This window comes from Paenibacillus tundrae (assembly GCF_036884255.1).
Classification (GTDB): domain Bacteria; phylum Bacillota; class Bacilli; order Paenibacillales; family Paenibacillaceae; genus Paenibacillus.
Genome location: NZ_CP145605.1, coordinates 1,188,349 through 1,211,029, shown reverse-complemented (window position 1 = coordinate 1,211,029; position 22,681 = coordinate 1,188,349). Strand labels below are relative to the sequence as shown.

At 47.9% G+C, this 22,681-nt stretch carries 20 protein-coding genes; 7 read left to right on the top strand and 13 right to left on the bottom strand.

Translation table 11 applies throughout. From position 1 onward, the window contains the following. The first annotated feature begins 34 nt into the window (after positions 1–34). Both V6W81_RS05240 and V6W81_RS05235 read left to right on the top strand, forming a co-directional pair. Complete coding sequence (locus V6W81_RS05240) at positions 35–907, top strand: futalosine hydrolase (RefSeq protein WP_430701336.1); 873 nt, start codon at positions 35–37, stop codon at positions 905–907. Continuing rightward, positions 904–1,746, top strand: coding sequence for a 1,4-dihydroxy-6-naphthoate synthase (locus tag V6W81_RS05235; RefSeq protein ID WP_056694485.1), 843 nt, complete (start codon positions 904–906; stop codon positions 1,744–1,746). The genes V6W81_RS05240 and V6W81_RS05235 overlap by 4 nt, the downstream gene beginning before the upstream one ends. A 201-nt stretch (positions 1,747–1,947) precedes the next feature. Here V6W81_RS05235 and V6W81_RS05230 read toward each other — a convergent pair whose 3' ends face one another. From V6W81_RS05230 to V6W81_RS05205, 6 genes are all read right to left on the bottom strand, one after another. Then, positions 1,948–2,577: a pyroglutamyl-peptidase I gene (locus V6W81_RS05230; RefSeq protein ID WP_338541919.1), complete on the bottom strand. Its 630-nt coding sequence runs from the start codon at positions 2,575–2,577 to the stop codon at positions 1,948–1,950. A 72-nt stretch (positions 2,578–2,649) separates the two neighbouring features. Next, positions 2,650–3,651 carry a Gfo/Idh/MocA family protein gene (locus V6W81_RS05225; protein WP_338541918.1) on the bottom strand — a complete coding sequence of 334 codons (1,002 nt, stop codon included), beginning with the start codon at positions 3,649–3,651 and terminating at the stop codon, positions 2,650–2,652. Positions 3,652–3,950: 299 nt separating this feature from the next. Next, positions 3,951–4,358 carry a macro domain-containing protein gene (locus V6W81_RS05220; protein WP_338541917.1) on the bottom strand — a complete coding sequence of 136 codons (408 nt, stop codon included), beginning with the start codon at positions 4,356–4,358 and terminating at the stop codon, positions 3,951–3,953. 42 nt (positions 4,359–4,400) lie between these two features. Beyond that, a complete protein-coding gene (locus tag V6W81_RS05215) occupies positions 4,401–5,345 on the bottom strand; it encodes a TIGR02452 family protein (protein ID WP_338541916.1) in 945 nt (314 codons plus the stop codon). Next, complete coding sequence (locus V6W81_RS05210; RefSeq protein ID WP_056694496.1) at positions 5,338–5,829, bottom strand: NADAR family protein; 492 nt, start codon at positions 5,827–5,829, stop codon at positions 5,338–5,340. The genes V6W81_RS05215 and V6W81_RS05210 overlap by 8 nt, the downstream gene beginning before the upstream one ends. A 50-nt stretch (positions 5,830–5,879) precedes the next feature. Further along, a complete protein-coding gene (locus V6W81_RS05205; protein ID WP_338543947.1) occupies positions 5,880–6,752 on the bottom strand; it encodes an NUDIX hydrolase in 873 nt (290 codons plus the stop codon). A 300-nt stretch (positions 6,753–7,052) separates the two neighbouring features. Between V6W81_RS05205 and V6W81_RS05200 the strand changes: the two genes are divergently transcribed. The 3 genes from V6W81_RS05200 to V6W81_RS05190 all read left to right on the top strand — a co-directional run bounded on the left by V6W81_RS05200 (position 7,053) and on the right by V6W81_RS05190 (position 11,122). Beyond that, positions 7,053–7,487 carry a MarR family winged helix-turn-helix transcriptional regulator gene (locus V6W81_RS05200; RefSeq protein ID WP_056694501.1) on the top strand — a complete coding sequence of 145 codons (435 nt, stop codon included), beginning with the start codon at positions 7,053–7,055 and terminating at the stop codon, positions 7,485–7,487. Between the two features lie 64 nt (positions 7,488–7,551). Further along, entirely contained in the window at positions 7,552–9,303 is a 1,752-nt protein-coding gene (locus V6W81_RS05195; RefSeq protein WP_338541913.1) for an ABC transporter ATP-binding protein, read from the top strand. Continuing rightward, a complete protein-coding gene (locus tag V6W81_RS05190; RefSeq protein ID WP_338541911.1) occupies positions 9,296–11,122 on the top strand; it encodes an ABC transporter ATP-binding protein in 1,827 nt (608 codons plus the stop codon). The genes V6W81_RS05195 and V6W81_RS05190 overlap by 8 nt, the downstream gene beginning before the upstream one ends. A 79-nt stretch (positions 11,123–11,201) precedes the next feature. Here V6W81_RS05190 and V6W81_RS05185 read toward each other — a convergent pair whose 3' ends face one another. Beyond that, entirely contained in the window at positions 11,202–12,773 is a 1,572-nt protein-coding gene (locus tag V6W81_RS05185; RefSeq protein ID WP_338541909.1) for a sensor histidine kinase, read from the bottom strand. Between the two features lie 258 nt (positions 12,774–13,031). Between V6W81_RS05185 and V6W81_RS05180 the strand changes: the two genes are divergently transcribed. After that, positions 13,032–13,355 (top strand): hypothetical protein, encoded by a 324-nt coding sequence (locus V6W81_RS05180; RefSeq protein ID WP_338541908.1) that lies wholly within the window; start codon positions 13,032–13,034, stop codon positions 13,353–13,355. A 63-nt stretch (positions 13,356–13,418) separates the two neighbouring features. Here the strand turns inward: V6W81_RS05180 and mglC are convergent, their stop codons facing one another. The 6 genes from mglC to V6W81_RS05150 all read right to left on the bottom strand — a co-directional run bounded on the left by mglC (position 13,419) and on the right by V6W81_RS05150 (position 22,019). Continuing rightward, positions 13,419–14,438, bottom strand: coding sequence for a galactose/methyl galactoside ABC transporter permease MglC (gene mglC / locus V6W81_RS05175; protein ID WP_145049483.1), 1,020 nt, complete (start codon positions 14,436–14,438; stop codon positions 13,419–13,421). Positions 14,439–14,453: 15 nt separating this feature from the next. Beyond that, entirely contained in the window at positions 14,454–15,959 is a 1,506-nt protein-coding gene (locus V6W81_RS05170; RefSeq protein WP_338541907.1) for a sugar ABC transporter ATP-binding protein, read from the bottom strand. Positions 15,960–16,037: 78 nt separating this feature from the next. Then, positions 16,038–17,099, bottom strand: coding sequence for a galactose ABC transporter substrate-binding protein (locus V6W81_RS05165; protein ID WP_338541905.1), 1,062 nt, complete (start codon positions 17,097–17,099; stop codon positions 16,038–16,040). Positions 17,100–17,453: 354 nt separating this feature from the next. Next, complete coding sequence (locus tag V6W81_RS05160) at positions 17,454–18,563, bottom strand: substrate-binding domain-containing protein (protein ID WP_338541903.1); 1,110 nt, start codon at positions 18,561–18,563, stop codon at positions 17,454–17,456. Position 18,564: 1 nt separating this feature from the next. Further along, on the bottom strand, positions 18,565–20,376 hold the full coding sequence (locus V6W81_RS05155; protein ID WP_338541902.1) for a cache domain-containing sensor histidine kinase: 1,812 nt from the start codon (positions 20,374–20,376) through the stop codon (positions 18,565–18,567). Then, positions 20,373–22,019, bottom strand: coding sequence for a response regulator (locus V6W81_RS05150; protein WP_338541900.1), 1,647 nt, complete (start codon positions 22,017–22,019; stop codon positions 20,373–20,375). The genes V6W81_RS05155 and V6W81_RS05150 overlap by 4 nt, the downstream gene beginning before the upstream one ends. Positions 22,020–22,305: 286 nt before the next feature. On the opposite strand from V6W81_RS05150, the gene V6W81_RS05145 reads away from it, so the two are divergent. Then, entirely contained in the window at positions 22,306–22,506 is a 201-nt protein-coding gene (locus V6W81_RS05145; protein ID WP_056694522.1) for a cold-shock protein, read from the top strand. Positions 22,507–22,681 lie beyond the last annotated feature (175 nt).

The window sequence follows — 22,681 nt, the reverse complement described above, 5'->3', positions numbered from 1 at the left end:
TGAGCATAATTCAGCATTAAACGATACAGAACATATGAATGTTCCCACTGCATCTCGAGTTCCACGTGTATTAATTGTCACTGCCGTAGATGTAGAGAAAGAAGCTATTCTTCGCGGACTGGGTGATACGGCCGCGGACATGTTTGACGTGATCGCTGCGGGTGTCGGCCCCGCCTCCGCAGCGGCAGGAACGGCTGCAGCGCTCGCCTCAGCGGCCGCGTCTGCCAGCCGTTTGAAGGCGCCGGCGGTTGCCACGGCGCCTGATCTTGCTACGGCGCCGTCATCCGATGCGGCTGCCGTAGACCCTGCTCTGGCGCAAGGTACCACCGCGCCAGAGCAACCCGATGCGGCGCAGGCATCTGCCGCATCAACAGCGCCGGGGCTGCTTGCCGGAACCGGCCTGACCTCAGCGTACACGCTGGTGGTCAGTGCCGGCATCGGCGGCGGCTTCCCCGGCGTGGCGGACGTCGGCTCCCTCGTGGTAGCCGACGCCATGGTTGCTGCCGATCTGGGCTCGCAAGCGCCAGACGGCTTCCTCTCTGTGGACGAGCTCGGATTCGGCTCGTCCCGGGTTGCGGCGGACGCAGAGCTTGCCGTCCGCCTGCGCGATGCGCTGAAGCGAGCTGGGCACGCTGTCAGCGGAGGCACTGCGGTCACCGTGTCCACGGCGACCGGAACAGCCGAGACGGCCGCGGAGCTATTGCGCCGCGTGCCGGATGCCGCCGCCGAAGGTATGGAAGGCTTCGGCGTGGCAACGGCCGCTCAGCAGTTCGGTGTGCCTGCACTCGAACTTCGCGGCATATCCAACGCGGTCGGTCCACGCGACCGCGACGCTTGGCGCATCAAGGATGCATTAGATGCGCTCCAGGCGGCAAGTTCCATTTTACGGGAGGTACTTACATCATGAAAATTGCATTTTCCCCGTGTCCCAATGACACGTTTATCTTTCACGCATGGGTGCATGGTCTAATTCCAGGAGCACCTGAGTTGGATGTTCGCTATGCGGATATCGACATTACCAATGGTCTCGCTGCGAGCCCGATTGGCCCGGAGATTCCGGATGTAATGAAAATTTCCTATGCGGCTTTGCCGTATGTGCTGGATAAGTATGCGTTGCTGCCTGCGGGCGGTGCACTCGGTAGAGGTTGTGGCCCGCTTGTGTTAACGGCGAGCGGCACGACAGACCCAGCATATCTCTCAGGAAGACGAGTTGCTGTACCTAGCGAACGCTCAACCGCCTATATGTTATTCAGACTCTGGGCTGCACAGAACGTTCCTGGTGGAGTCGGTGAGATCGTTGTGATGCCATTTGATCAGATTATGCCTGCTGTACGCGATGGCCTCATTGATGCAGGATTGGTCATTCATGAAGCGCGCTTCACTTATCAAAACTATGACCTAAAACTGATGACCGATCTCGGCAATTGGTGGGAAGAAGATACAGGTCTACCTATTCCACTTGGAGCAATCATCGCTCGCCGTGATCTGGACGCTCAAGCACTGGCTGGATGGGCTCGCGCCTCAGTGGAATACGCCTGGGCACACCCGGATGCATCCAAAGCCTACGTGATGGAACATGCTCAAGAAATGGATCCTGACGTAGCTGCACAGCATATTGATCTTTATGTAAATGAGTTCAGTGCCAACCTTGGCGATGATGGTTACGGTGCAATAACTGCACTGCTGGGAAGAGCGATGAAGGAAGGGCTTGTACCTGAATTCGACCTAAGTCTACTGCGGATCTAGAGAATGTCTCCAAGCTCGCTGAAGTTCATCATGAATTAAATTATTTGGCTGTGTACAGAACATCCTGTAACCACTCAGCAAAAAGGTTCCCAACTCTCACGTACAACGTGGAATTGGGAACCTTTCTTTTATGCATTATGCGAATCCATGTTCATCATATCTTTAGCTGCTTCAATCAGGATCACCTTAAACTTGGATTCACTATGCTTTTGCAGTGTGTACTACGGTATGGATCATCACTCGTAACCCGTCCAGCATCATACTTATCGGCAAAGAAGGCACACTAGGCTGCAGCACAGCCATCTCCGTTGAAGCAGGAAAATGAACGAATCCCGCACGAATTGGTAGCTGTTCTATACGAATCCAATCCAGCACACGATACATCGTGTTGTTACAGATGTAAGTTCCGGCTGTATTGGACACGGTTGCCGGGATACCAGCTGCGGTTAGGTCATTTACCATCGAACGAATCGGCAGAGTAGAAAATAACCCATCTGGGCTGCCTTCACGAATTAGCTCATCCACAGGGCGCTGTCCCTGATTATCAGCGTAAGAGCTTGGCGGAATATCCTTAACGTTTACAGCAATGCGTTCTGGTGTAATCGCTGTTCTGCCTTTTGCCAGACCACAAGCAATGACTACATCCGGCTTATACGCCTGCATCTCCGCGATCAGAAGATCAGCACATTCGTCAAAGTGTACAGGCAGCAGCACCGTCTTCAGCTCTGCATCCTCCACCTTTTCCTGTGTAAGAGCTTCCATTAATTCAGACGTGGGATTCACCGCATCGCCGCCAAAAGGTTCAAATCCAGAAATTAAAATTTTCAGCATGATTCCTTCACTCCTACTCGTTATACGCTATCTATCTGGTACGAAACGTTTCCGGTTCGTTCACATCAACCCTTATTCAAATTTATAGCGCAATCCCCACTGTGCGCGAATCGTATCCATCAGTTTCATAATTTCCAGTGACTCGTCCAGCGGTATGATTGGACTTTCTGTTTTGCCTTCCAAGATGCAACGTCCGGCTTCTTCTGCTTCGAACGCATAGCCAATGCTTGTACGCTCATCGGTGAACTTCTCCGGCTCATCTTGTCCATTCACATGCAGATACGCTTCCTTCCCTGCGAGGAAGAACGGTAACCGGATATATCCTTCTGTACCATAGATGACTGCTTCATTGCTTAGGTTCAAACGAATAGCTCCATGCAGTGAGGCTGAACGTCCCTCGGAATAAGACAACAATACAGAAAATTGTTCATCAACGCCGGTCTCTCCAATGTTCGCGGTACTCCACACATGCTGTGGCTGCTCGCCAAAGATCATGGAAGCGAATGAAATAGGGTACACCCCTGCATCAAGCAGTGCTCCACCGCCAAGTTCTGGATTCAGCAATCTGCCCTCTGGCTCCCAGCCAATACGGAATCCAAAGTCTGCTTTTACCAGACGTACTTCACCAATCCGTCCTTCCGCAATCCACTGTCTAGCCTGCACAATCGGTGGTAGAAAACGTGTCCACATGCCTTCCATTAGGAAAATCTTGTTCTCACGCGCTGTCTCAACCAGTTGCTCTAGCTGACGGCCATTCATTGTAAAAGGCTTCTCGCACAGCACGGCTTTCCCCGCTTCCAGACATGCAAGCACATTCTCCTTATGAAATGGATGCGGTGTAGCCACATAAATGATATCCAGCTCCGGATCTTGCAGCATCTCTTGGTAGGTGCCATAGCTGCGTTCAAACCCATATTCCGCCGCAAACGAATCTGCGCTTTCCTGCGTCCGAGAACCCACTGCCGCCTTCACAGCATTGCCCGCATGATTCAGATCCTTCGCAAATTGCGATGCGATCCAGCCCGTGCCCATAATGCCCCACTTCACTTTGTCCGTTTCAGCCACTCCTGTCATATGAAAGCCTCCCTAATACTCTATTCGGTATGAATTGATCTTTTTCATGCAATGGAAACGTTAACTCTCCTTTATTTTACCAAAAAGAATCCGCTACGTCAGAACATGGTTTCATTCTCACGTAAAGAGACTATAACCTAAACAAAAAAAACCTCTGCTAGGCACGGAAAAGTTCGAATCAGAACGTGAACTCCGCCTGCGTTAGCGAGGTTTTTTGTTTTGTTTTTTGACAGATATCATTTCCATTTCCCATCAAAACAACGGTATGCTGCAGCCTCCGATTCCGGATCATAAAGTGATCATAACGTACACACTACAATCTCAATATCCGTCTCAGCAAATGTATCCTGAATGATTGTACGTACCTTCTCCCATTTCAATCGATCCAGTCCACACCCAATCTGTGGCATGGCTAGCTTGAGAATTCCTTGAGCGACACATACGCTATGCATGGATTCTACTGCACGGGTAAAGGACTGATATGTCGGCTTATTTGAGAACTTTGCCTTCGTAACCAAGTTCAAAGTTCGCCCTACTGGATAACAGGTTCCAATCTCCAGAGGCTCTTGCTTCGCTTGCTCCTGTAGTACCTCTAGTCCGAATCGTTGTCTAAACTGAACCGCAATCCCTGCCCCCATACGAGCATCAGCCGAAATACAATGAGCTAGCGAATAATCTTCATCCATGGCGAATAAATCCTGCTGCATCTCCCTAAACTCCATACTGATTCTCTACCTCCCAATAATAGGTTATGCTCCTGCGAAACGCTGCTGAAATGCATTCAACGTCGACTGCTCTTTGGTTCGATCAAAGATAGCAAATACGATCCGTTCGAATGCCTCTCGATCATGTTCTTGTACCAATACATCATGGAAAAACTTCGCGACCTGCACCGGATCATTCCGAAATACGCCACAGCCAAATGCCCCCAGTACAATGGTACGATGTCCATGTGCGATTGCTACGTCCAAAATGTACCGAATCCGTTGCTTCATGACCGACTCGATCACTTGATCATCAGCTTCTTCTCGCGCTCTCACAACACCGGCATTGACCGCTGGAGCGGTAATGAAGGCTGCACAATACGGCTTAACCAACAATCGATCTTGATCATCACGAATCACTGGAACCTCAGGCGAATAAATCATATGATCCGAATATAGACAGGTTCTCAGCTTCCGGTTATGTTCGTACATCTCTGTCATCTGAACAATGCACGGGTACAACCCTGTTGCACGCGCCAGACTTTCCTCCTGAGCCTGACTTCCCCCAAGAAACCCACCGCCGGGGTTTTTGGCTGAAGCAAAGTTCAGGCAGACAACATCCTGCAACTGCTCATCCGTCACTAGACGTGCAGCAGCCGCAAGTGTTGTTTCTCCCGTAACTTCGATGACAGTACTGGATGGGTTAGTTGATGGAGACACCCGTTCCAGCTGATCCTTGAGTGTTTGCAGTTCTGCTGGTCGGTATAACACTGAATGCCGGATGGCATATTGCATATCCTCATCGATCCTTACGTTCCGGTCATATGAATTGACATAGCTTCCCTGCTCGAGAATAGCTAACGTTTCATGCGCAATACGTGATCTGCTTGCGCGTTGATTCTTCGGTTGGTTATGAGTCGTTTTTGTATGACTATGCTGGCTAGGATTCGTTTTGCTGTTGGTACTCAAGTTCTTTTTATGTTCACTCATGTGTATCACTTCCACTTTCTATGTTCTCTCTCAACTGGGTAAGAATCTCGCCTAACCAGTTCGTTCCTCTCCACGTTCTGCGATTCCGAATTCTTGGGTCTTCTTCCGCTAAGCCTACTCCCCAGATTCGGTCATCTGGACTTGCTTCTACAAGGGTTGTGCCACGAGTAGCCAGCAACGCTTCCAGTAGAACGTCATTCTGCGTGAATTTCGCTTCATTCCCCTCATAAACGATGCGCTTGCACTCCGCTTCCCAGACCGTCTGGTTGAAGTTAGCAACCTGTCTGCCCAGTTTTTTTTGCACAGATGCGGAGCTTGATTTCAGTATTTTATCTGCAATAGCCTGATCTCCGAACAATAGTGCTTTCTGGTGCATCATGTATTGCTCCGCGCTGGTATAAGGTACACCGTTCACTACAAAATCTGCGGGATGCCACTGGGAGAACGGCGATGCTGTACGCCAGAAAAAAGTAAATTTCTCCATTGTAATCTCCTCCTTTCTCTAAATATAATAGTCCTCTTAAATCCGCCTACTTACGTTGCAGGTCGATCAGGGTTCAACCGATATAAACGGGATGGACGATGTCCTGCACTGCCTGTATATTCCCCCGTCTCTACGACCCAGTCCGCAATCTTACGCCGAAAAGCAGCCGCCAGCAGCTTTTTGCCACCAATAATTTCGTATACCTTCTGTAATGCCGTTAGTGTAAACGTGTCGGGCATGAGATTAAATGCAATGTCTGTATACTCCACTTTCGAGCGCAGACGCTCCAGCGCATACAGAATAATCTTGGCATGATCAAAGGCAATCCCCCGCGCTTCCATCACCCTTATGCTATGCCTCCGTACTCGCCCTTCTATCGATTCCTTGGTTTCGATCACAGCTGATAACTCCTCAGTTCCATTCGTCAAAATCAACTGAATCCGTCGCTCGGTTATTCGCCCATGCTCGTAGATATGGCGCTTCTCCTCCACCAGTCGCTGCTCCATTCGGAACCAGTCTGCTTCGCTCGCATCATCACCAGCTTCCAGCTCTAGCTCACTGCTATCCACTAATGCCAGATAGGAACAACTGATGACACGTGTACGTGGATCACGGTGGACATCTCCCCAGGTGTATAGCTGTTCCAAATAGATGTTGTCTAATCCAGTCTCTGTGTATAGCTCCCTGCGCGCAGCTTCTTCCAGAGACTCATCCATGGATACGAACCCTCCCGGGAGTGCCCACTGCCCCAGATAGGGGTGCCCTCCTCTTCGAATCATCAAGAGCTGAAGTGCAGGCTCGGCAAGTTTACGATAATTGGACTGTGTCTCATTGCGAATCGTAAATACAAGCATATCGACGGTGACCGAGGGACGCTCGTAATCCCCCACGTTATAGGTTGCTAGAAACTGTTGCTCACTCATTTGATCATGCTTTTGGTCATCATCTCTTGAACCGTCCACCAGAAGAACCCCCATATACTTTATTGAAAAAAACCACTCCGGTTTGTTATTAACAATTTGTTATTAACAATAAGATAATATCAATTTAACATATCGATCTCGCTCGAGTCAATATTTCCCATGCCTAAGCGTTGAACCTAAATAAGTAGTAAAACTCCTTGACCTTATGTCAAATCAAACTTATCATTTAGTTAGTCGACTAACTAAATATTCGTGTTCAAAAGCGGGCTTTTTGAACGACCTCTAAAAGGATGGAAACGTATGAATCCAGCACGTAATGAACGGCTAATGGGACAGCTATCCGAACTCGTCAAGCTTCAGCGTTACAAAATTCATGAGAGGCTTGTTAATCACCCCGAGCTGTATCCCGGTCAGCCTCCCCTTCTATTCCAGTTGGAACGTGAAGACGGCCAGACTCAGAAACATCTAGCTGAACAGCTTCGGCGCACACCAGCTACCGTAACCGTGATGCTGAAGAGGATGGAAACATCGGGCTATGTAAGACGGGAACCCGATCCGAAGGATCAGCGGAGTCTACGCGTGTACCTCACGGATCTGGGGCGCACTGCACTGCATGACCTAAGAGAGGTATTTCAAGAGCTGGAGGAACAGGCTCAGAAAGGCTTCACCCCCGAAGAATCACAGATGATGTCCACGCTCGCGCAGCGTATGGTGCAGAATTTACGTGATATCTAATGTAGTTACTAGTTCTACAAATCATGCAGCATGAAATGCAATATGAGATGAGGTGATTTTCCGATTGTGGTCGTTAAAACGATTTCTAACCCCTTATAAGTCAGCCGCTATCCTCGCCCCGCTGCTCATGGTTCTTGAGGTGGCCATGGATCTGCTTCAGCCGAAACTAATGTCAAGCATTGTTGATGATGGGGTGCTTGCAGGAGACCTGTCCCACATTATACGGACAGGATTATTTATGCTTTTATTTGCGCTGATCGGCTGGGTTGGAGGAGCGGGTTGTACGTTATTTTCCAGTAAGGCTGCGGTCGGATATGGTACAGATCTACGTCAGGAATTGTTTGATCATATTCAGACCTTCTCCTTCCGCAATCTGGATACGTTCCGTGAGGGCTCTCTAATCACTCGGCTCACGAGTGATATTACACAGATGCAGACCTTTGTGCAGATGCTTCTGCGCATGTTTATCCGCTCTCCGATGCTGATCATCGGAAGTGTCATTATGGCTTTTACGATTAGTGTCAAGCTGGCGCTCATTCTGATCTTGACGATGCCGGTTCTGTTTATTCTGCTCTATGTACTCATCCGAGCCTCGTATCCCCTGTTCGCAAGTGTTCAGGATAAACTGGATAAGGTTAATGCTGTCCTGCAGGAGAATCTTGCTGGCATTCGTGTCGTCAAGGCATTTGCCCGTGCGAACCTGGAGCGTTCACGCTTCAAGCAATCCAATCAAGATTATACCGAAACTGCGGTGAAAGCATGGCGCATTGTAACATTGAATGCTCCTGTTCTGAGCCTCATGCTGAACGCAACAATCGTAGCGGTATTATGGTTTGGCGGTTATCAGGTGGTCGGAGGTAGCATCGCTGCCGGGGATCTGATTGCTTTTATTAACTATGTAACGGTTGTACTCTCATCACTTACCTCGATCGGAATGATGATGATGAGCTTCTCGCGTGCTAAGGTATCTGCTGCTCGGATTAACGAGGTGCTCCATACGCAGCCGGATATTCAGTCTGGAAGATCTATTGTTGGTGAAGGTACAACATTAAGCGATATGAGTCGCAGTAGTTCCGGACAGGTAGAATTCAGAGATGTTTCCTTCCGATATGACGGAGAGCCCGCGTTGAATGGAATTACCTTTATAGCTAAACCTGGGGAAAAGGTAGCTTTACTCGGCTCTACCGGCTCAGGCAAAACCTCACTAGTACAGTTAATCCCTCGATTGTATGATGCCTCGCAGGGCGAGGTTCTCGTCAGTGGAGTTAACGTAAAACAATGGGATCTGCATGACCTTCGTAGCCGCGTCTCCATCGTCTTACAGGAATCTATCCTGTTTAGTGGCAGCATTCGGGACAATATCGGTTATGGCAAACCCAATGCAACAGAGGAAGAGATTCGTCAAGCTGCGCAAGCAGCGGCTGCACATGAATTCATTATGAACTTGAAGGACGGTTATGACACTGAGCTAGGACAACGAGGCGTCAACCTCTCAGGCGGTCAGAAACAGCGGATTTCTATTGCACGTGCACTTCTCATGCAACCGGAGGTTCTTATTCTCGATGACAGCACAAGCGCTGTAGATCTTCGAACTGAAGCGAGCATACAGAAGGCATTGCATACGTTGATGAAAGACAGCACCACGATATTGATTGCCCAGCGAATCTCTTCCGTACAGGATGCTGATTGTATCTATGTACTTGAGGAAGGACGCATTGTAGCTAGCGGCACACATGATCAACTCATGGCACATTCGCCGCTCTACCAGTCGATCTATGATTCACAACAGCGGAAGGAGGATGTTCACTATGGCTAAACCTATATCGTCCTCCAGTCCATCAACTGCCTTGCCTCCAATCGGTGGCAGAATGGGGCCACCTGGCAGAGGGCCAGTACCTAAGGTTCGCGCGAATAATGCAAAACACGCTATTCTCCGAGTTTGGTCCTATATGGGGCAACATCGAGCAGGCGTCATTGCCGCACTGGTCTTGACCGCCATCGGTACGTTGTTAAATCTTGCTGGTCCTTATCTGCTTGGCCGAGCGGTGAACGAACATATTGTCCCCAGAATAACGGAGGGGCTTCTGAAGGAATGCCTTATGTTGCTGGCCGTGTATGTTCTAGGCTCACTCATGATGTGGGCTCAATCCTTCGTCATGATCGGTGTGTCTCAGCTTACGGTGAAGGATCTACGTCAAGATCTCTTCTCTCGGTTGCAGCAGCTTCCGATCAGCTTTTTTGATAAAAATCAGAGCGGCGATCTCATGAGCCGTGCCACCAATGATATTGATAATGTATCCACCACACTGAACCAAAGTGTGACCCAATTGATGTCGAGTGCCATTCTGCTCGTTGGCTCCTTATCTATCATGCTTGCCCTGGATGTGCGGCTCACCCTTCTAAGCTTAGTTACTGTGCCGTTAATTACGATTGCCACACGGCTGATCGCTTCCAAAACGCGTAAGCATTTCACAGCACAGCAGAAGTTGCTTGGTGAACTGAATGGTTACGCGCAAGAGACGATTGCCGGGCAAAAGGTCGTTACTGCCTATAATCGTCAGGGTGAGGCTCATAAGCATTTTGTCGGACTGAATGAGAAGCTACGTGTATCCAGTACGCAGGCTCAGAGTGTTTCCGGATTAGTTGGTCCTACCATGAACGTCATGAACAATATCGGCTTCGCTATTCTGGCTGCTGTTGGAGGCTGGATGGCATATCATAATCTAACGTCCATCGGTCTGATTGTAAGCTTCCTTGCTTATTCCCGTCAGATTGAACGCCCGATTAATGATCTGGCGAATCAGTACAATTTAATCCAAGCTGCGATCGCTGGTGCCGAGCGTGTGTTTCATATTATTGATACACCAAGCGAGTACGTGGAGGAGCAGAAAAAACAACTGGATCAGATTCGGGGCAAAGTTGTATTCGAACATGTATCCTTCGGATATACACCCGAAAGACCTATCCTCAAAGATGTCAGCTTTACCGCACAGCCAGGCGAGATGATTGCACTGGTTGGTCCGACGGGTGCAGGTAAAACAACGATTATTAATCTGCTGCCCCGCTTCTACGACATTACGGGTGGGCGGATTACGATCGATGATTGTGATATTGCCGAATTGGAGAAAGATCCTCTGCGGCGCGAGCTTGGCATTGTGCTGCAAGATGCTTACCTATTCTCAGGCACCATTCGGGACAATATTGCTTATGGTAAACCGGATGCAACAATAGAGCAGATTCGGCAGGCGGCCGAGCTTGCCAATGCACACTCATTCATTCGTAAGTTGCCGCAAGGGTACGATACACCAATCATTGCTGGTGGTAGTAACCTAAGCCAAGGTCAACGTCAATTGTTAACGATCGCGAGAGCGATTTTGGCTGATCCCGCTATTCTCATTCTTGATGAAGCCACGAGTAGTATAGATACACGGACGGAAATGCATATTCAACAAGCGATGCGGACGCTGATGAAAGGTCGAACGAGCTTCGTCATCGCCCACAGGCTCAGCACGATTCGTGAAGCAGACCAGATTCTTGTCATTGACGCAGGCGAAATCACGGAACGAGGTAACCATGAGACGCTGATGAAGAAGCAAGGCTTCTACTACCAGTTACATCAGGGACATCTCAGCTAGTCGCGATGCCCTCTATTCACCACAACAGCAAACACGCCGTAACATTCCTTCTCCAAGGATGCTGCGGCGTGTTTCAATTTCAAGCAACGAGCGGAAAGTATAACGTAAACGTCGAACCGCTTCCCTCTATGCTTTTTACAATGATTTTCCCTTGATGATCCTGCACAATTTTCTGACATAAAGCTAAACCCAGTCCCGTTCCTTCTTCCTTTGTTGTATAAAATGGGTTGAATATTTTGGAGATTGTCTGTGCTGGAATACCGCTCCCTGTATCCGTAATCGAGATGAGCGCTCTATCTCCATCATGTAGAAGATCGATATGTACCTCTCCCGGATCAGTCATAGCCTCAAAAGCATTACGTATCAGGTTAATCAGCACCTGTACGATTTTGTCCCGATCCATGTTCACAACCACAGGTTGCTCCGTCATCTCAAGCGTGATTCGATGTCCGCGCGATACAGCATCTGATTCGGTTAGTGACATCACCCGCTCCAAACAATGAGCCAGCTGTTCTGGTTTCATATGATTCGCCTGAGGTTTAGAAAATTGCAGAAATTCAGCGGTGAGATCCGTTACCCGGGTCACCTCTCCCATGATTACCTCATACCATGGAGCAATATTGAAGGCTTGTCCTTTAGATAGCTGCAAGAAACCACGAATAGCTGTCAGTGGGTTACGAATTTCATGTGCCATACCCGCAGCTAGTTCACCGACAGATCTCAACCTTTCAGAACGAAACGTCTCTTCTTCATTTTTGAGCCACTTACTACGTTGTTGCCGGAGCAGACGATCTTCAGCGATCGTCATTAATTGCTGATGTGACGCAGCTTCTACGGGATATGTTGATGTGCTGTATACGACTTGTAATCCTTGTAACTTCTCGGATAATAACGACAGCATACGTTCATCTACATCCTTTATTTCCGGATGTATGATCGCAAATCGATCACCTGCATAACGTGATATGCCGTGAGCATCTGCAAAGCGTTCCCGTATGCGATTTCCTGTATCTTTGATCACTGTACACCAATTCGCTTCGACTTCTTGACTAAAGCCATTGAAATTTTGAATGCTCAGCAGAACCAATGTAAAGGAACGACGTTCCTCCACGACTTGTTTAATTACTCCCAGATAACCTTCGTAATTCAGTAGCCCCGTTAATGGATCATGCAGGGTTAAGAATTGATTTTTCTCCCGAAGTCGACGCTTCTCAGCCTCACTGTTGATTAGCGTATGGTACAAAAAGATGATGACAACCGCTGTAATCATATCAAACAAAGATACCAACAATGTATAAGCATCAATCGGCACGTACGAGAGCCGAATAGCAGTATATTGTAACATGAGAAAAATGGAAATGGGCAGTGTCTGTGTTACAAGCTGTTTATTCTGAATCAGGGACATAATGAGCATATAATACAGCATATTGCACCAATTCAGCTCTGTTAAATAATGAAATCCCCCGAGGAAGATCCAATGTACCTTGCGCAAAACAGGATAACGCCTCTCGGCTAGGATACTCGCTACAAACAACACACCTGCACCTATGGCTAGCATCAAATAAGAGGTACGTTCCAGCATGTGAGAAGATACGATTATCAACAGACTTCCCAGTGGAAAAATGATCATTTTCATCGTGTAACTTAGCAAACAGCCTCGCCCCCTTTGGCCTATTACACCTATCCTTATCCATATCGATTGAACTAGACATTTACATGAGAACGGGTAGTTAACAACCCGATTTGCATATATTATATCGATTGTGACGAGCTGATGTTGTCGATTAATGGAGGGTCTTCTAAATTCAACATGATTCTATTTTATTTTCCCAACTTGATATGGGGTAATATGTTATACTACATTAATGGATTAATTTGGATTATTTATGCTTAATTAAGGAGGTTCTTTATGGAACAACGACGCAAACCAATAGGTATAGGTACGCTGGCTCTGCTTGTGCTAACTATGGGGTTCGCCTTTAATTTCCAATGGGGTAAGGAGCAATTCCAATTCAGCCATTACCTATTCGATTATTTTAACTTGCCGATCTACACTAATGGTAGTCAGGGAGTTCATCTTACATTTGTTGCAGCGATCGTCTTCTGGGTAACCACTGTGATGATTGCACGAAAGTTCCATATGAACTATGGCGCAAAATTAGCCTACAGGATCGGTTCATTTATGCTCATATTCAGCGTGCTGATCTTCGGTAATATGGATCATATTCGGTAGATGAGCTAATGAAGAAGCCAGCCCCTATTATTCCTAGGAGCTGGCTTCTAAGGTGATTATGATTTATTTTTTAGCCATATACTTACGAATATCAAATGCAACGGCTGCCACGATAATCAGACCTTTGATAATTAACTGCCAGTACGGACTTACCCCAATAAAGGTCAGACCATAGTTAATGACCCCGAAGATCAATACACCCGCCATGACTCCAGGTACCGTACCGATTCCTCCGGCTGTAGACACCCCACCAACAACACATGCAGCAATTGCATCAAGCTCATACATATTACCGTAATTGTTCGTTGCTCCGCCTGTACGTGCTGCTTCCAGCACACCGCCTAGACCATACAGTGCACCCGCAATGGCATATAATACGACCAGATTACGTGCGACATGAATACCAGATACATGCGCTGCCTGAATGTTGCCGCCGATCGCATACATATTTTTCCCAAGGCGTGTCTTGTTGAAGACGACCCAGCAGATGAGTGCAACAAAAATAGCAATTAACACGATATAAGGAATCGAATACCCACCACCGAGATCAATGTATCCCGAACCGATGACTGTGAAATCTGGTCTCAGACCACCGATCGGTTGAGATTGGTTAGGCTCGGTGTCGAAATAGATTGAGTTCAATCCATATACCGCAACCATCGTACCTAATGTCGCAATAAATGGAGGAACATGCAATTTGGCAACAATGATTCCATTGACCAAACCAACAGCTAAACCAGCTATAATGCCTACAAGAATCGGTATCGCTACCCACAGTTGCACAAGATCGGGAAAGAAGCGATTGGCATATTCGTCTATCTGCAACATCGAGGCCGAGACAACAGCCGTTAGACCTACGACCCGACCAGCAGACAGATCGACACCACCAGTGATCAGTATAAAAGCAGCTCCAAGTGCGATGATCGCTCGGGTGGAGGATTGCTGTAATATATCCCGCAAAGTAGAGAATGCAAGGAAATTCGGATCGGCTATCGCGATGCCAATGACCAGTAGAATGAGTACGATGAAGATCGCGCGCTGCGCTACATATTGCTTCACCTGATTGACGACCTGCGTGTTCATGTGTTCCCCTCCTGACTAGGCCATCCGCTGCTGCGCGGCCAGTCGCATAATATCCTGCTCCGTTGCTTCGGCTCCGTCTACGATCCCCGTTAGCCGTCCCTCACTCATGACCATGATGCGATCCGACATCCCCAGTAATTCAGGCATTTCTGAGCTGATCATAATGATACTTTTGCCCTGACGAGCCAGCTCCGTAATAATCGTGTATATCTCGAACTTAGCACCTACGTCGATGCCACGAGTAGGTTCATCTAAGAGCAAAATCTCAGGATCGGTCAGAAGCCAGCGGGCAAGCAGTACCTTTTGTTGATTCCCACCCGAAAGGTTTCGAATTAGCGTGTTAACTGAAGGCGTTTTGGTTCTGAACTTCTCTGTCTGCTCACGAGCTACCTCTCGTCCTTTGGCCTCATCGAGCAATCCAATCCGGTTACGGTACCGGCTAAGGCTAGCAATAATCGTATTTTCATACACAGATAACACAGGGAATATTCCAGTCACCCTTCGTTCCTCGGTCAGCAGTGCAATATTGTGACGTTTAGCTGCTGCAGGTGAGTTGATTTTTACTTTACGTCCATGAATGGAGATCGTACCTGAGCGAAGTGCACGGAGTCCGAATAAAGACTCGATCAGCTCCGTTCGTTGTGCCCCCACAAGTCCACCAACACCGAGCACCTCGCCCTTTCTTAGCTCAAACGATACATCTTGGAAAGAGTGCGGCTGGCTGGACGTTAGTGCTTCTGCCTTCAAAATAACATCTCCAGGTACATTCGTTCGTTCAGGGAAGCGTTCACTCAGATCTCGCCCCACCATACGGGTGATGATCAGGTCTGTCGTCAGATCCTCTGCATTCCAAGTTCCAACGACGAACCCGTCACGCATAATCGTGACTTCATCGGATATGGTCAGAATCTCCTCCATTTTGTGGGAAATGTAGATGATCGATACACCGCGGCTGCGAAGTTTATTAATGATTGAGAAGAGCTGCTCTACTTCCTTTCCCGTCAGGGAGGATGTCGGTTCATCCATGACAATCACTTTTGAATGAAAAGAAACCGCCTTGGCAATTTCCATGGATTGAATTTTCGATACGGATAGCGTTCCTGCATTCACCTTCGGATCAATGTCTAGATTCAGATCCCCGAATAACGTCAACGTATCGCTATACATCCGTTTCTCGTTAACGAATAATCCACTCATAGGAAATCGTCCTAGCCAGATATTCTCCATGACCGGGCGATGGGGTACTGGATTCAATTCCTGATGAATCATCGAGATACCGTGCTGTAGTGCAGCCTTGGAGCTTGGAATCTCGACCTCCTTCCCCTCGATTCGGATGCGCCCTTCATCTGGACGGTACATGCCAAATAAACATTTCATCAAGGTGGACTTACCAGCCCCGTTTTCCCCCATAAGAGCATGAACTGTTCCCGGTTTCACGTTCAAGGTAACTTGACTTAATGCCTGCACACCCGGAAATGCCTTGGATATTCCCTCCATCTCCAATAGGTAAGGTGATTCCATCCTTCATCTCCCCTTCCTTATGCCGTCAAAAAAGGACGCCCTCACCGCTCGGGCGGACGTCCCTGTATCTGCTGTTGTTTATTGGGCGTCGGCAATGTTGTCTTTCGTAATTTTTTTGTAAGCAATCCAGACGTACTTCCCATCTGTGATGTCATAGCCGGTGTTTTCTTTCGTAGGTGTTTCTCCCTTCGCCAAAACCGAGGCCAGCGCAACCGTCGCGGCACCCTGATTTTTGGCATCATTCAGCACCGTTCCCAGCATCGTGCCATCTTGAAGCGCCTGAATCGCTGGTGCTGTAGCATCCACACCGACTACCGGCATCGTTTTGCCGTCCTTGAAATATCCAGCCGCCTTCAACGCTTCAATCGCTCCAAGCGCCATATCATCGTTATTGGCTAATACCGCTTCGATTTTGTCTCCATGGGAGGCAAGGAATGCCTGCATTTTCTCCTGTCCTTTGACCCGATCCCACATTGCCGTATCCTCTGCTAAGGCTTCCACTTCAATTCCAGCATCTTGAATCGCCTGCACGGAATATTTGGTTCGAAGCTCCGCATCTTGGTGACCAGGCTCTCCTTTCAGCATGACGTATTGCAGTTTGCCATCTCCGTTTTTGTCTGCCTCCGGATGAGCCTTCCAGTAGTCCACAATGAGTTGACCCGAGATGGTACCGGACTCCTCAGCCTTCGCGCCTATGTAGTACACCTTATCCCACTTGTTCATATCCTCCGCAACGGGTTCACGGTTCAAGAACACCACTGGAATGCTGGCCGCTTTGGCTTTGTCGATAATCACGCCTGCAGCAGTTCGATCCACTGGGTTCACCGCCATGGCATTGTACTTCTTGGATACAAACAGGTCGACTTTCTCGTTCTGGGTTGGCTGTGCATTCTGACTATCGACAATATCCAGTGTCGCCTTCCCCTCAGCAGCAGATGTCATGGAATTCCGTACTCCGGTCATGAAGGTATCATCGAATTTGTAGATCGCCACCCCAATCTTAGGGGTATCCGTAGTGGATGCCGCTTGACCACCCGTGTCCGTTCCTGTACTTCCACCTGCACTGTCTCCACCACTGCTACAGCCCGCCGCAGCAACCATACATGCCGTTAACAGCAATGTCATCCAAGTCTTTTTCATATCCTAATGACCTCCCCCAAGTTCATTCGGCTTCACCGATGTCTTTATTATGAAAGGGTTTACAATAAATTCGAATACAATATCTTCATCTGTTTTATCGAAATCTTCCTCAGTTAATGATTCTTACATAAATAAAACTAGAGCACGTTTACACAGTCCACTCCGATGACAGAATAACCTTCCAATCGCTGTTATCCCCGGATTTTTCTGATCCTATTTTTAATAAGGAAATAATCCGTGGATAAAGGCGAACGCTCCGCTTTTCCAGGTTTTTTCTGTCCTCTCCGTTCTCGTGTAAATTTAAAGTTGTATTTATCAAAAGAAAATTCTCTTGAGTCATTACAAATAACCACCTCATTGTACAAAAGGAAACAGCAGCTTCTGATTATCCATCCAGAACATATTATCTGTGCTCACCAGCTTGGTTTCCAAAGTCACTCTTGGCTCTACATCGCTACTGTTCAGGCGTGCGACTGCCTGATTCACACCTAGATATCCTGCGCTGAATCCATTCTGCACGATCAATTGCTGGATAACGCCTTCTTGCAGTTGTTCCAGTTGTTGTTGCTCACTGCCGAATCCAACAAGCTTGATGCTCCCGCTGCGCTTACGGCGATTCAGTTCGTCTGCTGCTCCAAGAGAGGCCGATTCCTGAAGTGTAATTATGCCGTCCACCCGCCTCTGATCCATTAACTGCTTCGTCGCTTGCCAGCAGACCTCCCGATTACTGCACACCGAATAAGGAACTATTTTCAGGTCAGGATATTCGCTCAGTGCTTCCTTCACACCCTGCTCGCGGTGAACCAAACCTGGATTCATAAGGTCAGGCCCCAGTAAAGCCACCCTCCCCTTGGTTCCAAGCAGATCTGCCATAGCATGCCCAGCCTTTCGCCCCGCCTCCAGGTTATCCATGGAGATAACACTGGTGATGCCTTTCACAGGAAACTCATCATTCAGCACAATGACAGGTGCAATGTTACCTGTTGGGCTTTTCGTTTGAGCCAGGTGTAGGATGTTACTCAGCGTCTCCTCACTAAGTGGATCAACCAATAGAGCAGTTGCTCCGTGTTGCAGTGCCTGAGCAGCCGCATCCACCTGAGCCTGCTCACGCTCACGCTGAGGAAGATTAATCCATTGTGGATCTCTTTCATTTTTCCGTAAAAGAAGTCCTGCTCCAGATCCATCTCGTGTGCGAGAAACCGATCCGGTACCGAACGCTTCCACTGTAACCAAGTCAGCTCCTTGTTCTTTGGCGGCAGCTTCCGCCCCTAGCTGAATGGCTTCAGCCAGTTCACCCGTTCCTGCTGGCGTAATTAATGCGATACGATGCGAAGTGCCAGCCGAAGGCTCTCCTGCAATACTACAAGCCATACATAACAGTAGGAAACAGCATGTGATTGCGAGCCCTACACTGCGGAATATTGGGATAGAGACAGCCCGTTTGGGCTTGATACGGTTATTCATTCTAATGCTCCCCCTCCCTTAGGTCACGCTTGTACTGAATCGGAATACGTATCCATACCGTCGTACCTTCCTCCAGTTCACTCGCAAACTCCAGACCGTAAGCATCCCCATAATAGAGCTGAATTCGGTCATGTACATTGCGAACGGCTACACCTGAACCTGCTCCGCTTTTTACGATCACATTGCCGTTTAACAAACTCGCTACCTGCTCTTCCGTCATACCTACTCCGTTGTCCATAATGCGCAACACCAGATTGGCTTCCTCTTGATACACCCGGATTTCAATCTGCCCCTCATCCATGTCATACTCAATGCCGTGCACGATTGCATTCTCAATTAAAGGCTGTAATACCAGCTTCAGCGTCAGGCAGTCCAATGTCTCTTCATCCGCTTCCATATTGAATCTGAATTTGTGCTTGAAGCGCATCTGCTGGATCGTCAAATAATGATGTGCATGCTCCAGTTCCTCCCGAACCGTGATAATCGTTTTGCCCTGGCTGAGACTAATGCGAAACAAACGCGAGAGTGAGGTGATCATCGTAACGACTTCTTCATTACGGCTCATGCCCACCATACGTACAACTGAATTCAATGTGTTGTATAGGAAATGAGGGTTAATCTGCGCTTGTAATGCCTCCAGCTCATACCGTCGCTTCTGCTCCTGCTCATGAATAATTTCATTCATCAATGCACGGATTTTGTTGACCATGAGATTGAATCGCCGCGATAAGCGCTCGACCTCAAGTGGCCCTTCGATGGGAAGCTCCACGCTGAAGTCACCCCGCTCTACCGCCTTCATTTTCCGTTCCATTCGGCGAATAGGACGTGTCAGGCTGGAGGACAGAATTAGCGATACAATAATAGCTAGCACGAGTACAACGATAAGCACCCTTATCAAATAGCCGTTCACTTCTTGACGGGTGGTTAACATCTCATCCAGATAAGCGACACCAACGATTTTCCAACCAATATTGGCAACGGACTTCACCGTATTCAGCCGTTTCTGTCCTTCTGACTCGTCCTCATAACTACCTGTAGCGACCAATGCCTGTTCAATATTTTCACGCTTGAGTCCCATGTACATGAGTTGTTGCTGCGGATGATACACAATATTGCCAGCACTCTCGTCAATGATGTAGACATATCCACGCTGACCGAGACTCACCCGGCGGCTTAGCTCATCCATTTGTTTAAAATTAATGTCCACGAGCAAAATCACTTGCCGATCTTGACCATCCTGCCTTACGGTAATGCCTTTGCTCATAGATACAACCCATTTGTAGGGACCGTCATACATATTCTGAATATGAGGCAATGAGAAACTAAGGTGATCCGGCACCCGCAATGCGGATTGAAACCACCCCTGCTGTGTGACATGCGCACTTGGCTTTAGCCGGGCAGAAGGTCTGTTCTTGAGTAAATGCCCTTGCGCATCAAGCAATGTAATCGAAATAATATCTTCCCTACTGCTCAGCAGTGTATCAAGCTGCTTATCCACTTGGTCACCTTCCCACGTTCCGTCCCGCAGCATATGCTCTTCAATCGCCCGATACAGATGGGACATACTACGCACATAATCCTCCAGACTGTAGCTGACCTGATCAACAATTTGCCTGGTTGTCAGCTCTGCACTCCGCTCTGCAGCTTGAGAGAATTTATCATGCAGGAGCATCGCCATAATCGTGAGCACAAGAACGATAAAGACAGAAAATGACCATGTGATGATAAACCGGATACTGCTGACTTTAGATGAACGGAGCCGATTCTTACACCAGCCCGCCAGCCCGCTAATCCATCCGGTGAAGACGCTCATTGCGGCGATCCCTCCCGCATCTGAAGTACCATCTGTTTGCGATATTCTTTGGGCGAGATCCCTGTATGCTTTTTAAAACAAAAGCTGAAATAATTAGGTTCAGCAAATCCAACCCGCTCCGCAATCTGGAACGCCTTCAGTTCGGAGCTGCGCAGCAGTTCCTTTGCCGCTTCCATACGAATCTGCATTACATATTGAAGAAATGTAAGCTGTACTTCCTTTTTGAAAATACCGCAAAAATAACCTGAGCTAATGTGCAGATACCCACATACCTTTTGAATCGACAGTTCCGGATCAGCGTAATGCTCTTTGGTATAGGCTAAAGCCTGTTCGACGATATCTTTGTACACATGCTGCCGTCCACTCGCAATACGCTGCTGCACAAGTATACAGACTTCTTTGACTTTACCTTGCGCCTCACTTAAACCAGGCCGTCGGAACATATCCGCATATAGATGAAAGCCTGCTCCGAAGATGTCCTCCATCGCCTCCCCTGATGCCTGTGCCGCCTTCCAGACTGCAGTCAGCACCTCGATGAGGTATAATTGGATATCACTTCGCCCATGCTCCACCGTAATTTCCCGGAAAATGATCTCCAATGCCTCGATCAGCTCGGTTTCGGTTCCTGCCTTGAGGCAACGTGTCAACGTCTGCTGTTTCAACTCATCAAAACGCAGCTTGCCAACCGTATGACGTTCCACATCGGCAATATATATCAATGAATCCGTGCCGGGTACAAGCCGATAATCCAGCGCAAGCAGTGCATCTTCATAGGCGTGCTTCACCTCGGTAACGGTGCTCACCAGTGCACCTGAGCCAACCGTGGTGGGAATGCGCAGATAGTGGTTGATGCTGCGAAGTACATTTTGAAGTGCCATCTGTTGTCGCTTCTCTCCGTCCACTCCACCCCAACGATCCACATAGAGCAATACGACCGTGTCCTGATGTCGAAATACATGACCTGCTTCATGCTCTGTCCATATTTCTTCCGCAATATTTAGCGCAGCGAACTGCTTCAATTCTGCATCACTCGATTCACCCCAAGACTTCGCCGCCGCCCTGCGATCTCCGTCCATATGGAGTGTAAGTACAGACACACCGTATCGCTGCCCATCGAAGTTCAAACCACACTGTTTCGCTTTTCCATGAATATAGGCAGATGACTTTTGACGATGAAGCAAGGTTGCCAACAGATCTGCTTGCAGTAGTGGTAAGCTTGAATAATAATGCTCTCGTAGATGCTGCACATCCTCACGTTCAGCCACCTCAGCAGCCATTTGTGCACGCAACCGAGTTAACAACTCCATCAGATGTCCTGCCGAGAAAGGCTTTAGCAAATATTCATCTACACTGATAGAAACCGCTTGTCTGGCATAATCGAATTCATCATATCCGGTCAAAATAACGACTTTTACCAACGGATTACGCTCCCGTAACCTTCGTGCAAGCTCAAGTCCATCCATGAATGGCATGCTGATATCCGTGATCACAATATCTGGTTCAACCCGTTCAGCCATCTCCAGTGCTTCTCGTCCATTCTCTGCCAAACCGACAATGCGCAGGTCGAGTGCTTCCCAATCCACTTCGACCACTAATCCTTCGCGTACATCCTCTTCATCATCCACCAGCAATACCCGATACACTGCGGATTCCTCCTTTTATTAAGCCGCTCATCTGCCCAAGCAATAATGTATATGTCGTAATACATCAAGGTTGCCATCATAATATACAATAATAATCCGTATATGTAATCGCTTTCTTTTACGAAGAAGGAGCTTAGAGATTCTATTCGTTTGATCAGCAAACAAACGAATAGAAAAAAAACCAAATATTTGATTATAATATCAAACATGGTATAATGGTATTAATCGATTATTTCGAACACTTACGACGAAGATCGGTTAAAATTATATTTTGTGGAGGAATTACATGCAAACAGGTACAGTTAAATGGTTCAATGCAGAAAAAGGATTTGGCTTTATTGAAACAGAAGATGGAACAGACGTATTCGTTCATTTCAGCGCAATTCAAGCTGACGGTTACAAATCATTGGATGAAGGGCAACGCGTTCAATTCGAAGTAACTCAAGGTAATCGTGGACCACAAGCTGAGAACGTTACTAAACTTTAATTATAATCAAGCTGCCTTGTACAAGGCAGCTTTTGTTTATTCACCTGATCGTGAAGTTGCCTAAGCAAAACACGTATCATATATGGAACACCATACAACTTATAAGGTAATACCCACCTTAAGAAACGAGGTTTTTATCCTAACTAACCAACCTAAATCGAAAGATGATTCAATC

Excerpts from the sequence above, each read along its gene's own strand:
- V6W81_RS05240 (WP_430701336.1), top strand. The coding sequence starts at position 35 with ATGAATGTTCCCACTGCATCTCGAGTTCCACGTGTATTAATTGTCACT.
- V6W81_RS05235 (WP_056694485.1), top strand. The coding sequence starts at position 904 with ATGAAAATTGCATTTTCCCCGTGTCCCAATGACACGTTTATCTTTCAC.
- V6W81_RS05230 (WP_338541919.1), bottom strand. The coding sequence starts at position 2,577 with ATGCTGAAAATTTTAATTTCTGGATTTGAACCTTTTGGCGGCGATGCG.
- V6W81_RS05225 (WP_338541918.1), bottom strand. The coding sequence starts at position 3,651 with ATGACAGGAGTGGCTGAAACGGACAAAGTGAAGTGGGGCATTATGGGC.
- V6W81_RS05220 (WP_338541917.1), bottom strand. The coding sequence starts at position 4,358 with ATGCAGCAGGATTTATTCGCCATGGATGAAGATTATTCGCTAGCTCAT.
- V6W81_RS05215 (WP_338541916.1), bottom strand. The coding sequence starts at position 5,345 with ATGAGTGAACATAAAAAGAACTTGAGTACCAACAGCAAAACGAATCCT.
- V6W81_RS05210 (WP_056694496.1), bottom strand. The coding sequence starts at position 5,829 with ATGGAGAAATTTACTTTTTTCTGGCGTACAGCATCGCCGTTCTCCCAG.
- V6W81_RS05205 (WP_338543947.1), bottom strand. The coding sequence starts at position 6,752 with ATGAGTGAGCAACAGTTTCTAGCAACCTATAACGTGGGGGATTACGAG.
- V6W81_RS05200 (WP_056694501.1), top strand. The coding sequence starts at position 7,053 with ATGAATCCAGCACGTAATGAACGGCTAATGGGACAGCTATCCGAACTC.
- V6W81_RS05190 (WP_338541911.1), top strand. The coding sequence starts at position 9,296 with ATGGCTAAACCTATATCGTCCTCCAGTCCATCAACTGCCTTGCCTCCA.
- V6W81_RS05180 (WP_338541908.1), top strand. The coding sequence starts at position 13,032 with ATGGAACAACGACGCAAACCAATAGGTATAGGTACGCTGGCTCTGCTT.
- mglC (WP_145049483.1), bottom strand. The coding sequence starts at position 14,438 with ATGAACACGCAGGTCGTCAATCAGGTGAAGCAATATGTAGCGCAGCGC.
- V6W81_RS05170 (WP_338541907.1), bottom strand. The coding sequence starts at position 15,959 with ATGGAATCACCTTACCTATTGGAGATGGAGGGAATATCCAAGGCATTT.
- V6W81_RS05165 (WP_338541905.1), bottom strand. The coding sequence starts at position 17,099 with ATGAAAAAGACTTGGATGACATTGCTGTTAACGGCATGTATGGTTGCT.
- V6W81_RS05160 (WP_338541903.1), bottom strand. The coding sequence starts at position 18,563 with ATGAATAACCGTATCAAGCCCAAACGGGCTGTCTCTATCCCAATATTC.
- V6W81_RS05155 (WP_338541902.1), bottom strand. The coding sequence starts at position 20,376 with ATGAGCGTCTTCACCGGATGGATTAGCGGGCTGGCGGGCTGGTGTAAG.
- V6W81_RS05145 (WP_056694522.1), top strand. The coding sequence starts at position 22,306 with ATGCAAACAGGTACAGTTAAATGGTTCAATGCAGAAAAAGGATTTGGC.